The organism is Bacillus sp. NTK034 (genome assembly GCF_017303275.1).
In the GTDB taxonomy this organism is placed as follows: domain Bacteria; phylum Bacillota; class Bacilli; order Bacillales; family Cytobacillaceae; genus Cytobacillus.
The window spans coordinates 619,449-635,569 of record NZ_JAFKOJ010000002.1 but is presented as its reverse complement, the minus strand read 5'-3'; the positions used below and the strand labels follow the sequence as shown (position 1 = coordinate 635,569).

At 39.1% G+C, this 16,121-nt stretch carries 11 protein-coding genes and 1 other annotated feature; of the genes, 7 read left to right on the top strand and 4 right to left on the bottom strand.

The features are described from left to right. Positions 1 to 93: 93 nt before the first annotated feature. Positions 94 to 1,152: a spore coat protein YsxE gene (gene ysxE, locus JI665_RS09500; protein WP_206838968.1), complete on the top strand. Its 1,059-nt coding sequence runs from the start codon at positions 94 to 96 to the stop codon at positions 1,150 to 1,152. Between the two features lie 12 nt (positions 1,153 to 1,164). On the opposite strand, the gene JI665_RS28545 is transcribed toward ysxE, so the two are convergent. Then, positions 1,165 to 1,356 carry a hypothetical protein gene (locus JI665_RS28545; protein ID WP_019380294.1) on the bottom strand — a complete coding sequence of 64 codons (192 nt, stop codon included), beginning with the start codon at positions 1,354 to 1,356 and terminating at the stop codon, positions 1,165 to 1,167. A gap of 237 nt (positions 1,357 to 1,593) precedes the next feature. Continuing rightward, positions 1,594 to 1,850 (top strand) — a binding site (T-box leader). Between the two features lie 155 nt (positions 1,851 to 2,005). On the opposite strand from JI665_RS28545, the gene JI665_RS09495 reads away from it, so the two are divergent. The 4 genes from JI665_RS09495 (at position 2,006) to JI665_RS09480 (ending at position 10,836) form a co-directional block, all read left to right on the top strand. After that, complete coding sequence (locus JI665_RS09495) at positions 2,006 to 4,651, top strand: valine--tRNA ligase (RefSeq protein ID WP_206838967.1); 2,646 nt, start codon at positions 2,006 to 2,008, stop codon at positions 4,649 to 4,651. A 70-nt stretch (positions 4,652 to 4,721) separates the two neighbouring features. Then, on the top strand, positions 4,722 to 6,035 hold the full coding sequence (locus tag JI665_RS09490) for a bifunctional folylpolyglutamate synthase/dihydrofolate synthase (protein ID WP_206838964.1): 1,314 nt from the start codon (positions 4,722 to 4,724) through the stop codon (positions 6,033 to 6,035). Positions 6,036 to 6,184: 149 nt separating this feature from the next. Next, positions 6,185 to 7,834: a sensor domain-containing diguanylate cyclase gene (locus JI665_RS09485; RefSeq protein WP_206838963.1), complete on the top strand. Its 1,650-nt coding sequence runs from the start codon at positions 6,185 to 6,187 to the stop codon at positions 7,832 to 7,834. 134 nt (positions 7,835 to 7,968) lie between these two features. Continuing rightward, on the top strand, positions 7,969 to 10,836 hold the full coding sequence (locus JI665_RS09480; RefSeq protein ID WP_206838960.1) for a VWA domain-containing protein: 2,868 nt from the start codon (positions 7,969 to 7,971) through the stop codon (positions 10,834 to 10,836). Between the two features lie 32 nt (positions 10,837 to 10,868). Here the strand turns inward: JI665_RS09480 and JI665_RS09475 are convergent, their stop codons facing one another. Genes JI665_RS09475 through JI665_RS09465 form a run of 3 tightly spaced genes read right to left on the bottom strand, consistent with a single transcriptional unit; the run spans position 10,869 to position 13,944 of the window. After that, positions 10,869 to 12,863, bottom strand: a complete 1,995-nt coding sequence (locus tag JI665_RS09475) for a hypothetical protein (protein WP_206838959.1) — start codon at positions 12,861 to 12,863, stop codon at positions 10,869 to 10,871. A gap of 12 nt (positions 12,864 to 12,875) precedes the next feature. Next, positions 12,876 to 13,448 carry a hypothetical protein gene (locus JI665_RS09470; protein ID WP_206838958.1) on the bottom strand — a complete coding sequence of 191 codons (573 nt, stop codon included), beginning with the start codon at positions 13,446 to 13,448 and terminating at the stop codon, positions 12,876 to 12,878. Then, positions 13,432 to 13,944, bottom strand: coding sequence for a type IV pilus modification PilV family protein (locus JI665_RS09465; protein ID WP_206838957.1), 513 nt, complete (start codon positions 13,942 to 13,944; stop codon positions 13,432 to 13,434). Before JI665_RS09465 ends, JI665_RS09470 begins: the two co-directional genes overlap by 17 nt. 131 nt (positions 13,945 to 14,075) lie before the next feature. Between JI665_RS09465 and JI665_RS09460 the strand changes: the two genes are divergently transcribed. After that, positions 14,076 to 15,362, top strand: a complete 1,287-nt coding sequence (locus JI665_RS09460) for a hypothetical protein (protein ID WP_206838956.1) — start codon at positions 14,076 to 14,078, stop codon at positions 15,360 to 15,362. Between the two features lie 7 nt (positions 15,363 to 15,369). Then, positions 15,370 to 16,104 carry a PRC-barrel domain-containing protein gene (locus JI665_RS09455; RefSeq protein WP_206838955.1) on the top strand — a complete coding sequence of 245 codons (735 nt, stop codon included), beginning with the start codon at positions 15,370 to 15,372 and terminating at the stop codon, positions 16,102 to 16,104. The last annotated feature ends 17 nt before the right edge of the window (positions 16,105 to 16,121 follow it).

Genomic DNA, 16,121 nt, shown 5'->3' with positions numbered 1-16,121 from the left:
GCAGGTATTGATAACCCGCTCAGCTATTTTCGTTTAGCCAATATATTTCAGAATAACATCATTTTTTCTCATTCTGGAAAGTGAGTGGTTTAGGTGGAAGAAAAAAATCGGCTGCGGAAAGTCTCCCCCATTTTAAATCATTATTCATTAGAGCCGCATTTTGTAGAGGAGTTTGGGAGAGTTCAAAAAGTTTACAGCAGCAAAGGTGTGTTTGCTCTGAAGAAAATAAAGCCTCAGCATGGAGCGGATTTTATAAGGCATGTACAAACTCTCTTTCAAAAAGGGTATAACAGAATTGTTCCTATTTACCCGACGGTGGATGGAAGATATGCAGTGCTCCATCAGAATGAATTATTTTATTTAATGCCCTGGATGCCCAATGAAGAAAAGGAGGACAGATTTGAGAGGCATCAGCAAATGCTGAGGGAACTGGCAAGACTGCACACATTGTCCTCGCGGGAAGTTCCTATAAAAAAGGAAGATCGAACCGATCATTATGAGAAAACCTTGCAGGAATGGGAAAAGGAAAATGAATTTTTGGACGGATTTATTGAATCATGCGAAAGAAAAGAGTATATGTCCCCCTTTGAGCTAATGTTTTCACTTTATTATCACGATGTCAGCCAGGCATTAAAATTCTCCACAAACAAATTTAAAGATTGGTATGAAAAAACGAAAGAAAGCGACAAAGCACGAACAGTAATCATTCATGGGAAAGTTTCAACCGAACATTTTCTATACGACGATAGGGGATATGGATTCTTCACGAATTTTGAAAATGCAAGACAGGGGTCGCCGCTCCATGATTTATTGCCGTTTTTATCAAGAACGCTGAAAACTTATCCGAAAAGATCGGAAGAATGTGTAGAGTGGATTTACAATTATATGAAATACTTTCCATTCAGAGACGATGAGATGCTGCTGTTTCAAAGTTACTTTGCTCATCCGGGTCCTATTATCAGGGCTGCTGAGCAATATTATAAAGGGGAAGGAAAAAGGGGGGAAAGAAAGGCTGTCCAGCATTTGCAAAGGCAGTATTGGCTTTTGAAAAATATTGAATATGCTGCAATGAGAATCGATGAAATCGAACGGCAAAAACAAGAAGCAAAGGCAGCTGCCGAAGCTCAAGCGCAAGAAGGAGCCCAAAGCTAATAATGCGGGCTCCTAAACCAGTTGAAGGTGGAAAGCAATTGCAATCAGAATGAACAGCGATAGCAGCAGTACATCAAAGGTGGTAGGCAGCAAAATTGTTCTTATGCCTTGAAAAACACAGAACGGGATAATAAACTGTGCACACACATTCCTGAAAGTTCTTAACCAGGGAGGCAGTGTGTAAGGATTATATTTTCTTCTCATTGTCGCATGCCCCTTTCCTGAATGTTCATATGTATATTCTATGATTCATTTACCGGTAAAGTGCCTATTTTCGTTTCTTTCCTGTATAACGGCATTTTTATACCCGCTATAATACTTTTTTCTGGCAAAATCATCATCACTTCAATGGAAATAATGAATAATATATAAAAAACTCGGGTATCCTTATTGACTATAACAGTCTTTTTTCGGTAGTATATTTTATATATAAAATTGAATATCGATGCTAAGACAGGGAAGAGTACAATGGCCATTTGCCTTTTAGAGAGGAAAACCAGCAGCTGAAAGGTTATCCAGGCAGAACCGTTGGAAGGTCGCCCTAGAGCATCTTTTGCGAAAGGCTGCAGCCTAGTAGTAAAAGACGGGAAATCCGTTATCTGATTAAGTGTCAATCTCTATAAGAATGTCTTTCCCTGATTTTCTTTGGTGATTGAAAAAAAGGTGGTACCGCGAAGCATACTCCATTCGTCCTTTTATGGCGAATGGAGTTTTTTATTTTTAAAAGAAAGTATTCAATTCTAAACGTCGATAACTGTCTAGCTCCACCGCCTTCCCCCTCAACATGTCAGGGGCGGGCAAGGCGCTTCCGCTTTTCTTGTTTAGGATTGTTTTTAGAAAGGAAGAATGACATATGGATAGTAATGAATTATCAATGCCGACGAAATATGATCCGCAGGGGATTGAAAAAGGACGATATGACTGGTGGCTCGAAGGGAAGTTTTTTGAAGCAAAAGACGATGAAACTAAACAACCCTATACCATTGTAATTCCGCCTCCGAACGTAACTGGAAAGCTTCATCTTGGCCATGCATGGGATACGACCCTGCAGGATATCCTCACCCGGATGAAGCGTATGCAGGGATACGATGTATTATGGCTTCCAGGAATGGACCATGCGGGTATTGCCACTCAGGCAAAGGTTGAAGAAAAGCTTCGCAATGAAGGCAAAAGCCGCTATGATTTAGGCCGTGAGAAGTTCGTAGAAGAAACTTGGAAATGGAAAGATGAGTATGCGAGCCATATTCGCCAGCAATGGTCAAAGCTTGGATTAGGGCTTGATTACAGCCGTGAACGCTTCACCCTTGATGAAGGCTTATCAAAAGCTGTTAGAGAGGTTTTCGTTTCACTTTATAATAAAGGTTTGATTTATCGCGGCGAGTACATCATCAACTGGGATCCGTCTACGAAAACGGCCCTTTCTGATATCGAAGTTATTTATAAGGATGTGCAAGGTGCTTTCTACCATATGAGATATCCTCTGACAGATGGCTCAGGTCATATCGAAATTGCCACTACACGCCCTGAAACGATGCTTGGCGATACAGCTGTAGCAGTACACCCGGAAGATGAGCGCTATAAGCATTTAATCGGCAAAACAGTTAAACTGCCGATCACAGGACGCGAAATTCCAATAGTTGCAGATGATTATGTAGAAATGGATTTCGGGTCAGGTGCAGTAAAAATTACGCCGGCTCATGACCCAAATGATTTCGAAATTGGAAACCGCCACAATCTTGAAAGAATTCTTGTAATGAATGAAGATGGCACAATGAACAGCAGAGCCGGTAAATACCAGGATATGGACCGCTTTGAATGCCGCAGGCAGATCGTGAAGGATCTGCAGGAAGAAGAAGTTCTTTTCAAAATTGAAGAACATATGCATTCTGTGGGCCATTCAGAGCGCAGCGGCGCAGTAGTTGAACCGTACCTTTCAACACAATGGTTTGTTAAAATGCAGCCCCTTGCTGATGAAGCCATCGCTCTTCAAACTAAAGAAGAAAAAGTAAACTTTGTTCCAGAGCGATTTGAAAAAACGTATCTGCGCTGGATGGAAAATATTCGTGACTGGTGTATTTCACGCCAGCTTTGGTGGGGCCACCGCATCCCGGCCTGGTACCACAAAGAGACAGGTGAGGTTTTCGTAGGGCACGAAGCACCTGAAGATATTGAAAACTGGGAGCAGGACAAGGATGTTTTGGATACCTGGTTCAGTTCAGCCCTTTGGCCATTTTCAACAATGGGCTGGCCGGATACTGACTCAAGCGATTTCAAGAGATACTATCCGACTGCTGCTCTGGTAACTGGCTATGATATCATTTTCTTCTGGGTATCACGAATGATCTTCCAGGGTCTCGAATTTACAGGAGAGCGTCCATTCCAGGATGTATTAATTCATGGTCTTGTTCGTGACTCACAGGGACGCAAGATGAGTAAGTCCCTTGGAAATGGCGTTGATCCAATGGATGTAATCGATCAGTATGGTGCCGATTCACTCCGTTATTTCCTTTCTACAGGCAGCTCGCCGGGACAGGATTTGCGCTTTAGTATGGAAAAGGTTGAGGCAACATGGAACTTTGCCAATAAAATCTGGAACGCATCCCGATTTGCCTTAATGAACATGGATGGATTAACATACGAAGAAATTGATTTAAGCGGTGAAAAGTCTGTTGCCGATAAATGGATATTAACCCGTTTGAATGAAACAATTGAGACGGTTACAAGATTGTCTGACCGCTACGAGTTTGGCGAGGTTGGCCGAGTTCTGTATAACTTCATCTGGGATGACTTCTGTGATTGGTATATCGAAATGGCAAAGCTTCCGCTGTATGGAGAAGATGAAGCTGCCAAGAAAACTACGCGTTCCATCCTGGCATATGTTCTGGACAATACAATGCGTCTGCTGCATCCATTTATGCCATTTATTACGGAAGAAATTTGGCAGAACCTTCCTCATTCAGGTGAATCCATTACGGTTGCCCAGTGGCCGGAAGTAAACGATGAGTATACAGATACCCAGGCTGCAAACGAAATGAAGCTGCTTGTAGAAATCATCCGCTCTGTCCGCAACAGCCGTGCTGAAGTGAACACACCGATGAGCAAGAAGATTAAAATGATGGTTAAAGCTAAGGATGAGGAAATTCTGGGTACACTGGAAAATAACCGTGCCTATATTGAACGATTCTGTAACCCTGAAGAACTAGTGCTGGCTCTGAATGTTGAGACGCCTGATAAGGCGATGACAGCAGTTGTGACTGGTGCAGAAATCATTCTTCCACTTGAAGGCCTGATTAACATTGAAGAAGAAGTTGCACGCCTTCAGAAAGAGTGGGATAAATTAAATAAAGAAGTTGAAAGAGTCCAGAAGAAACTTTCAAACGAAGGCTTTATTAAAAAGGCGCCTGAAAAGGTAATTGAGGAAGAGAAAGCAAAAGAACAAGACTACAGCGAGAAGAGAGCAGCTGTAGAAGCTCGCATTAAAGAGCTAAAAGGAGAATAATTAATAGTTGCGGAAGGCGGGTCCATAGGAAGGATTCGTCTTCCTTCCTGTATAACGGAGGTGCATATATATGTTTTCTACTTATGAAGAAGCACTGGAATGGATTCATTCAAGGCTAAGACTGGGGATGAAGCCGGGTCTGCAAAGGATGGAATGGATGATGGAAAAACTCGGGCATCCCGAGAGAAGAATTAAGTCTGTTCATATTGGCGGAACGAATGGTAAAGGCTCAACAGTTACGTTTTTAAGATCCATTCTTCAAGAGGCGGGTTATTCAGTCGGAACGTTTACATCGCCATATTTTGAGAAATTTAATGAACGGATTTCTCTTAACGGAATTCCAATAAAAGATGAAGATCTCGTTCGGGTTGCTAATGATATATATCCGCTGGCAATTGAATTGGAACAGACGGAACTTGGCGGTCCAACCGAGTTTGAAATCATTACCGCCATGGCTTTCCAATATTTTGGCCATGTACAGCAGGTAGATCTCGTTTTGTTAGAAGTGGGACTTGGCGGCAGGTTTGACTCCACTAACATCATCTATCCATTATTATCAATCATTACAAGCATCGGGCTCGACCACACCGCCATACTTGGGAATACATACGGGGAAATCGCTTTTGAAAAAGCGGGAATAATTAAACCTGGAATCAGTGTTATTACAGCTGTTAAACAAGAAGATGCTCTCGCTGTTATTCAAGATAAAGCTTTAAGCATGAAGTCCCCTGTTTATCAGCTGGGGAATGAATTTACGATTTCTGATCATAAATCCCTGGGCCAGGGAGAAGTATTTTCCCTGAAGACAGTCTTTCAGAACTACCCTGATTTTGAGACAGGAATGAGCGGAAAACACCAGACTGAAAATGCTTCCCTGGCTGTGATGGCAGCAGAGCTATTAAATAAATTTTATTCTTTCCTTATAGAGGTAAACCATATAAGAATAGGCTTGAAAAAAGCTTTCTGGCCCGGCCGATTTGAAATTCTATCTGAAGACCCGCTGGTGATAATAGATGGAGCCCATAATGAAGAAGGGATAGCTGCCTTAACTGCGGAGCTGAACAACCGTTTTGGAGATAAAAACAAAAATATTGTATTCGCTGCGCTGGCTGATAAAAAGCTTGAAAAAATGATCACTATGCTTGATTCAGCTGCAGAACGCATCACCTTTACCGAATTTGAGTTTCCGAGAGCAGCATCAGCTGAAGATTTATATAATCTCAGTAAAAATGCCAGGAGACAGTTTCATACGGACTGGAAAGTGTTATTGGAGACTGAACTGCGTGAAGCAGGAAAAAACAGCGTGCTGGTTATTACTGGATCACTTTACTTCCTCTCAGATGTGAAGCCTATTCTTTTGAAGCTTTTGGAAAATAATAAATGAAAATATGACAAAAGTTAGAAAATTTGATAAAATGTTCGTATCATCCGACTATTTTCCTGAATAAATTGGAGGAGGGGAAAAAGATAGTTAGTTCACTGGCCAAAAAAATAATATGGTTATTATGGATACTGATATTTCCTGCAGGTTCCATGCTAACCTATCATTTTTACCCACCCGATCTTTCAGGACAGGGAATCAGTTTGTTTGCCTTTTTCATATTGATGTTTTTCGTTTCATCCATGCCGATGGTAATCAATAATACACCAATCTTTTTAATACAATGGGTTACGATGGCAGTGTTTTTAACCTTTGGGCTCCTTGCTGAAATGATAATGGTTCAATTGGGGATCCTGGTACTTCTTTTAAGGCTGAAAATACAAAAGGACCAGCTGTTCCGTCTGCCGCTTAACTCACTTTTGTTCTTTGCATTATCTATTTTGAGCGGACTCGCTTACTTTGCAATGGGTGGTAAAGTTGGTGTAGATCTAATAGCCAATCCCCAATATTTCTGGGTTGCTGCAGCATATCCGGTCATCCATTTTACTCTAAATCAGGTATTGATCAGCGTAATCCAGGCTGTATTGTATGGCAGAAAAATATCTTTTCTGGAAAAAGACGTTATTTGGGAAACTATTACCTCTCTCATAACATTCCCGATTGGCCTTATCCTTTACATTTTATATTCTGAGGTGGGGATTCTTGCACTGCTGTTTGTAGGGGTGCCATTTGTAAGTCTTTCAATCATTCTTCATCTTTATTACTCAAGTGAAAAGGTTATTGATTACCTTCAGAAAGCCGCAGATATAGGCCATCAAATGGCAGAGCGCCTTGATGTGAATGAAGTTATGGAGCTTTTCATTTTGAAATTGAGCGAAATGATGCCTGTTGACTATGCCTATATTCTTGATATTAAGGATAACGAGGAACTTCACACAATATACCGAATTGAGCATAGCCAAATAAAGCCTAATGACCTTAAGCCTACCAAAAAAAGTGAGGGAATCAGCGGATTGGTTTTGGGCACCCGAAAATCTGCCCTTTTCCATTATGGGAAGAAATGGAAAAGCATTGCTAAGGAATTCTTGCCTGAAGATGCCGAAAGCCTTATTTGTGTTCCGATAATCCGAAGTAATGAAGTATTGGGAATACTGCTGCTTTCTTCAGCAAAAAAGAGGTCCTATGAAAAGTCACAGCTCATGATTGTCGATATTTTATGTTCGCATTTTGCAATAGCAATAGAGAATGCAAAGCACTATGAGGAAACAAAAGATAAAAGCGAGCGCTGTGCGTTAACGAAACTATTCAATTATAGATATATGGAAGCTAAATTAAATGAAGAATTCAGCAGATTGCAAAATGGTGAAAGAGAACTACTTTCACTCATCATACTTGACATCGATCATTTTAAAAAAGTGAACGATACTTATGGGCACCAAAGCGGTAATGAAATCCTCTGTGAGCTGGCTGATCGTCTGACAAATTTAATAGATAAGGCAGGAATTGCTGCCCGATATGGCGGCGAGGAATTTGTTGTCTTAATGCCTGATACCAGCAAAGAAGATGCGATAGGCTGGGCAGAGTTAATCAGACAGACCATTGCCAACCGTCCATTCATACTCGAACAGCATATTGGTGGCAGCAGCAAAAATAAGGCCGTTCATATCACAGCCTCCATCGGGGTAGCTGCAGCTCCAAAAGATGCTGATGATGCACTCGCCCTTATCCGTCATGCCGATAGGGCTTTGTATGTCGGGGCGAAGCGGGCTGGGAGGAATAGGGTTGCGGAATATGCGAAGTAAAAATCCTTTTGACAAACAAAAGGATTTTTTTTGTGCAAAAATAAACCTTTTTACCTATTAAATATATTGTTCTTATAGGTGTATTGGTATAATAGTAGTGATACATAATTCTGGTAAAGGAGGGATATTATTATATGGCAAAAAAAATACTGCTTAGTTTATTGACCGTTCTTATCATATGCTTCTTATCTGCACAATCTTCAATGGCGTCTGGATTAAATGATGCCAAATTAAACTTCACTGTTCAGCCTTCCCAGAATATAATCGTTAAACCAGCCGATAGGCCAGCAGCAGCAAATCTGGATTTCAGAGTAAAGCAGAGCGGATCTGCATCTGATAGTAATAGAGAACCAATGGATGTTGTCTTTATTATGGATATTTCCGGTTCAATGAATGATGCTGGTAAACTTGATAGTGCTAAAACCGCCATGAATAATGCTCTTGACCATTTTTTGCAGACCGCAAATTCAGCAGACAGATACTTTTTAATACCCTTCAATAAAAAAATCAGTGAGCAAGAGGGATTTTTTTATCCTTCGGGAAATGCCCTTAATGACCTTGGAATGATAAAAGAAAAAGTCAGGACATTAACAGCAATCAATGGAACAAATTATAAGGACCCGATAAAAAAAGCTGAAGAGCTATTGAAAGGCGGGAATGGAAATAATAATATTGTCTTTTTGACAGATGGTGTGCCTACTTATTCTGAGAGTATACAAATAAGAACTTTTAATAAAAAATCCTGTGTTTTTATATTTTGCGATTCAAATAGAGTAACAGAAGAAGTAACGTATATAGAAGAACTTCTAACGAGAGGTTATACAAAAAATGGCATATTTTATCCTTATATTCCCTACCAATACCTGGCCGATGAATATTTTATAGATAATAATAACCGAAGTTATTCAATAAAAAATAATAGTGAACACTATGCTTCGACTCAAACTTCTATTAGAAAGGCTATTATCGATGAAGTAAAAAAGCTCACTGCCAGTAATATCAAGCTGCATTCGATTGGGTTTGGCAGTGACGATGATATCGATATGAATTTTCTAAACGAGATGTCCTATTATACTGGAGAAACCGCCATTCAGGCAGGTACAGGAAATATAGAAGATATTCTTGAGCGAATTTCAAGCAGTGTACTAAAGCCATCCATCACTGCTGAAATACAAGTAGACTTAAATCCATTTAAAGGAAAAGTAACGCTGGCAGAAGGCGCAAATGCCATACAAAATGCCGATAACATCATTACCAAGAAGGTTAATTTCAAATACGATATCGGGAAAGAAACAATAAGTGAACTGGATTTCAGTATTCCACTAAATTTTGCACAAGAAGGAAAGTATGTTTTTAAAGATAATATAAAGCTAAAATACAAAGATTTGAATAATAAGGAACACGTAATAGTCCATCCGGAAGTGCAGATTGAAGTTCAGGATGATGCACCAGCATCATTTAATGGGACGATGCTTCTGGAAAAAGAGCTTAACGATTTACGTGACTTAGTAAAAGAAATGAGTTCGGATAAAAAGTCAAACCAGTTTAATATCAAATATAATTTGGAGCCTATAGGAATTCCAGACAATAGAGTGGAAGGCAGCTTGAGGAATATTATTATCAAACAGCCGCTTCCTGAAGGGATACTTATTGCAGATCCTTCCGTGAAAGAAGAGATCATAAATGGACAGAGGCATGCGGTACTTACTCTAACAAATCAGCAAAGCAGCTATAAAAATGGTGCTTTCACACCAAATCGTCTTTCTGCCAAAATAGCATTAAAAGCTGATAGAGCCTTTTATGGCTTAACCATGCCCCGTTCACAGGTTTTCTATTCTGACAGCAGATTCCCAGACAAGCCTCAATCAACTAGTATTGCTGCTTCCAGCCAGGTTATTGATGCAAAGGTAAGATTAAATAGTTTTAATAACATCGCTTATGATGGAGACGCAGCCGGGATCATTTCAAAGTTAGATTTAAATAATAACGGTAAAAAACTGGCACAGTCAGAGTTTCCGAATAATTATGGCCTGAAAAATAAACCTGTCAAAAATTTATATTTCCTTTCAGACAGCAAAGCAGCAGGCCTTAAAATTGAATATACGGATGATAGTCTCGCACAGCTTTATTTTGAACCGGATTTTGAGATGAATGGCGAAGTTACTGGGAATGTCTTTTCTGATAAGGGTGTTGCTTACGAACCAATTGCCATCAATCTATCTAAACTGGTTGCCGGCAAGGATGTCAATTATTTTTACAAAGTTGAAAAAGATGGGAATGAAGGCATTTGGAACCCCTTTGCTCCTGAGGGCAGTGTATTATTAGATGCTCCAGGGTCTTATATAATTAAGGTTAAAGCATCCGGAGGATTCGCGTTCGGGAATGAAATCTCAAAGTCAATTACAATTGTGAAAAGAATTGAAAGCATAAGCGTAGCTCCAGATCCAATTGAATTGGATGTTGATAAATCAAAATCCTTTAAAGTAGAAATTTCTCCATCTGATGCTTCTAATCAAGAACTCGAAATGATAATTGAGGATACATCCAAAGCAGACTTCGTTGATGACAATACAATATTGGGAAAATCTGCAGGTGAAACTTATTTGGTTGTTAAAGCTAAGGACGGCTCCAATATAGAGAGGAAAATTAAAATAATTGTCACTGACCATTACATTGCCTTAGAGGAAATTAAATTTGATAAAGCTGTATACAAAATTGACAAAGATGATAGCATCGCAGTAAAAAATTTGCTGATCTTTAATCCTTCTAATGCCACAGACCAGGATATTGTTGAAGTGCTCTCTGAGATGCCGGATAAAGTCCGAATAGTTCAGAGAGGTGCTGAGTGGTATATTGAAGGTGTAGCAATAGGATACTCAAAGGTAACGGCTGCAGCTGAAGAGCAAAAAGACGGTAAGCAGCCGAAAGCTTCAGCTCTATTTGAAGTAGTGAATGAAGCTGATCAAACTGACAATGGTCCTGCTGGGGAAGGAAAATGGTAGAAGAAAAAGGTGCTGATATGAGCACCTTTTTCTTATTCTATTAATAATTCATCCGAAAAGATTTGAAGATGTTTTACGATTGGAAGGGTGTCTATCCTTTGAAGAAGGACATTTTGATCGTAATTCACAATAAAGCGAGAATACCTATCCTCCTGTGATGATTTTAAAGGTAGATTTTCTATGGAATCTACTTCACCTCGAATAGCATTAATTGTCAGCCTTTCTTTGGCAAAAATTCCTCCATTGATATAAAACAATGAACCCACTCCATATAATTCTGCATCATTTTCCGTATAGAAAAATCCTTTTAAAGGCTTTATACCTTCATCTTCAGGAATATACGGTTTTTCACCTTCTCTAGGAGGATTAAAATTATTGAATTCATTAATGCGGGTTAAAAGCAGGTTTTCCTTTGCCATTAGCACAAGCTGTTTCGAATTATTTTCTGCTCCTATAATATTTACATTCGAAATATTGGCCCGTTTGCCGGCATACACAACAGAATCAAAGATCACTTGATCGTTTTCTGAAGGCTCACCGGCTTCATCTCCATTAATAGTGAAAGATTCATTGGAGACTATTGTCCCTTTCATTTCAATAGAAGTATTAAGTGCATTAATTATAGTGCTTTTCCCGGTTAAAATATCCCCATTCACCTTAATGCCTTTCTCGAATAGATCATCCCTGTTTTTAGCATAGGATTCGATGATAACATTATTTGCGGAAGTAATACTTTCATTTACCTCAAGCTTGCCGTCAAAATTGACAAGGTGAGTTCTCCCGGTTACTAATATATCTTCGTTCAGTGTTAAACTTTCATAATTAACAAGATAGAGATCACCATCAACAATCAGCTTTTCATTTATTTCAATTGGAGCATCCTCAGCCATGATTACCACATCACCTTGAATAAGGCCACTGAGCAGTAAGGCAGCTTCAGAATTGTTTATTAGGTAACTTTCAAGAGGTGCATCCATATTAGTAACGATTTGCTGCAAAGTTTTAGGCAAGCCGCCTTGTTTTTCAATTTGCCCCTCAATTAAAGTGTTCATTGAGAAGGAAGCAAGGATGCCTGATGCTATTTCTTTTGAAAACAATTCGCCTTCTCCGGTTCGGAAAACAGGAATACCGCTAGCTGATAATAATTGATTTGCCTGTTCATTCATCGTCTTGTCAAAATCAATATTGATAAATTGGCTATCATGCTTTAGTACAGGAACTTGTCCCTTATAAAAGTTCTCTTCATCCAGAAGCGGAAGAAGGTTTGCTGCTGAACTGTACAGATCCCCATTGATTGAGGACATATTGGTATCCTGTCTCTTTTTACTTCCATTTCTCAACTCGAATTCTGCATCCTCATTTATTGTCAGCTGATTAGCATATACATTACCAGAGAAATTTGCTGATCCGTTTAAAATAAGGCCAGCATCATTTTTATCAGAAAAGGAGCCGGCTGCATACTTCAAAAAGCTCGGAAGCGGTGACAGGATAAGTCTTTTCTTAATTGTCCGAGTAATTCTGCCTTCTGTTTCAATAGGGTTTTTGGTGACAATTATGATATCCAGAACTCTTGTAAAATCATTTTCAGTTTCTATATTAAATGTATCGTATTTTGAAATATCGTCGATACAAGGGGTGTCAGTATCAATGAAGCTTGCGCTGCTGCCTGATAAGTCAATAATGTTTAAACAGCTTATATTTTCATTTGCTTTATGCGGCACGATTAAATCATCTTCCAGCTTCTGCTTTAAACGTGTATCAAAGTCACTGCGCACATAAAGATTTCCGTCAGTGCTCTTTCCCCGGTAATTTTCGAGGGGAAGCTGCGGCAGTATCCTGGCCAGCTTGGAAGTCATTTGATCGATAAGCTTTACAGAATCATATGTTATGGAGATATCACTCTCCCTCGTTTCCGTTCTTTTGGCCCCGCTCAGAGAAGCTGCCACAATACTCATTCCCAAAACGGTAAATATAAGTGACATTAATAAAACAGTAATGAGGCTATTTCCCCGCTCATTTTTCAGCAAAATCATCACCTCTTAAAATCCGAACATGCTATTAAGCTCCAGTTTCTCTGCAAGCCTTTCATGACCGAGTTGAAGCTTTAAATTAATCATTCCCTGCGAGCATTTATTATCATTGATAAATTCTGTACATGTTAAACCTAATGTCGATTCGTTAAAATCAGCTGCCGAATCAATCGCTGCGCTATCGACTGAAAACACTTTACGGCTGCTGTCACTTTCAGAATCAGTTAATTCAATCCTAATAACTTGTTCTGCTTCAATTGCAGCATTTTGATTTATACTATAAAAAGTCTGTTGTTCCTTCTCTTGTTTTGTTATAGCAGTACCAGCTGAATTGACCAGCTCAATGCAATCTTTATCTCCGCATTCTCTAACGTAGTCAAAAGGGAAAGAATAAAATGTATTCATGATCATCGTAGCTGTGTAATCGGCATCATCCCGCAGCTGTCCTTCAATGCCAATCTTATTGTAGAGCTTGTACCCTGAAGTGAATACTCCATAAATAATTGGAAGAATGATGCTGCTGATCACCAGCACAGCCAGCAATTCATAAAGTGTGGCACCGCGCTCATCGAAGATCTTCACTTTTTATTTCTCCTTCAATTGTCGAAATTTCTTCCTTGCCATTGATTTCCCAGGACACACTTGCTTCAAGAGGAACAAAAAAGGAAGAGTGTTCTCCATCAGCAAGGTTAACATTCTCATCTTCTGATTTTAGTAAATTGATAGTTACATTGTACTCGATATTATTTACTATTATAGGGCTGCATTCTATATCATAAGAAGCATCACTCCAAAATAATTTGTAAGCACTATTACAAATTTGAAGGCTAAGAGTTTCGTTTTTGTTATTTCTAAATCTCTGTCTAACTTCTATAAAATTTTCTTTCTCAATATGCATTAGAGCATTTCTGGCAACATTTACAGCTGCCGTCTTCTTTTCATTCATATTCGTATAAGTGTACGTCTGGGAAAAAAACTTCATTGTTCCCATTAAAACAATTCCTAATATCGTTAATGAAACAAGTACTTCCACAAGAGTTAAGCCTTTAGAATCAGTAAGCATTTTTTTATATTTCATAGCCCACTCCTTCTTTCAAAATACCTATTTGTATTATACAATATTTAATAGCAATATTTGTATGTATAGGTCGAATTATGCATTTTTTGATAAGTTTAGCTGTTAATTCTATCAAAGAAAGGAGAGATAAGATGATCTACCTTGCTTTTGCTTTGGCATCTTTAATTTTCATTATTCCCGCTGTTTATTTCATTCCTTCAGACTTAACTAAAAAAGGGAAAATGCTTGTCGTTGTGGTTTCAATCCTTTTAGGGCTGCTTGGGCTGACAGCAAATGATTTATTCACCGAATGGCAAGTAGCACTTCTTCTTTTACTGCTTATAATGGCAGGTACTTATCTAGCCAATAATAAGATCACCGGATTATTTCATGCAGCTGAAGAAACAGGAGCTTTAAATGCATCTGTAATTGAGAGAACAGTCTCAGATGAGAGTTTAAATGCAATAGCCGCTGCAGACCAGGAAACTGAAAAACCTGCTGTGGCATTAGTGGAACATGTATCAGAAGAAGATAATGAAGACTTAGATTTAATAGATTTTAGCAAGGATGAGAATAGTGGCAGTCGAAAAGATTCGTTAATAGAAGGTGCTTCAATAGGTCTTTCGGAGGAAGAAAGCCATCAGGAGGATTTCAGTTTGGAGGAAATTGAAAGCATGCTTTTAGAAGAAGTGATTGAGGAAAATGCCCTGCAATTAGATGAAAAAGATAAAGTGGAGAATCCATTGGATTCAATCCTTCAAGAGATCAATTATCTCTCGGAACTAGAAGATATGATGAATGAAGAAATGGAACCTGCTAACCATACCGCTGTGGAAATTCGTGAACCAGAGGATCAGACTTGTCAGGATGAGCTAAAGATTTCGGATCATGAACCTGATGAATACTTTGCAATTCTTAACGTATTTGAAGATTCTGGTGAATTGAGGGAACATTATATGGGTGGAGAGACTGAGTATGTGGTGGCAGACTCAGAGGAACACACCCCAGCCCTATGTAGTGAAGAAGCGGCAGCTGCTGCTGAAGCAAAAATCGGTATAAAGGATGAAAGTGGGAAAGAAACGAAAGCAGAAGAGAAACGGCAGGCTGCCGATCCGGGAAGCAGAGCAGAATTCCAGAATCAAATGTTCCAGCTGATAGCACCCCAGCTTGAGCTGGCCCGCAATAGCCTTGATAAGAAAAGTTATGAAATGTTAGTGATTGGATGTATGAATCCTAATATGCAGCCCTCAGATTATTATACATTTGCAAGATTACTATTCGATCACTATATCATTCATAAAGAGTTTGATAAATTACTGGAACTTGCAGAAAGTCTTGAAGCAAGATTTTCTGCTTATCCTGTCCTAAAACAGGAAATCAAATTTATCCAAATGTCCTATGCTGCTGCAGCCAAGAGAAAAAACTATAAATTAAGGTGATGTCAAAATGAAAAAAAGTACAGAAATTACAGGTCTTCCCATTATCTCTATTCAGGAAGGCCAGGAAATTGGAACAGTAAAATCATTGGTCATAAATCCTGAAAAAGGCTCCATCGATTTCTTAACAATTGAGCATGAAGATTGGCAAGTTAGTGTAAAAGCAATTCCATTCAAAAAGATAATCGGAATCGGCGAATACGCTGTGACAGTGGAAAGTGACCGTGCCGTAATTGATTTAAATGAAATCCCAATTGCAAATCAGCTGGTAAACAAAAAAATCCGCATTACCCAAACCAAGGTAATGACACGAAAAGGCCAATTATTGGGAGAAACAGCGGAGTTTTACACAGATGAGGAAACTGGAAATATACTGGGAGTTGAGATTCAGCTTTCAGATGCTTCTGCAGTAATGGCTGCCGAAGAAATCTTAACTTATGGAAAGGATATTCTTATTGTTAAGGAAGATTCATCTGAAAGGTACCTAAGCAGTGTATCACTGCTTAACCCAATAACTGGAAGTGGAGTCTTTCCGAGTGAAGAAGACAACAATTATCAGCTTCAATCATTGAAAAACAAACAAATGGAATTATTAGTCGGCAAAGAGTTAGAAGCTGATATCTATGACTTAAATGGAAATATATTGTTCCCGTCCGGGCGAATTTTATCAGAACAGGACGTACAGAAAGCTCAAGAAAATGGCCCGAATGTAGTTGTAAATCTGTCAATGAATGTGAATGCATAATTGAAGGAGGAAGCTCA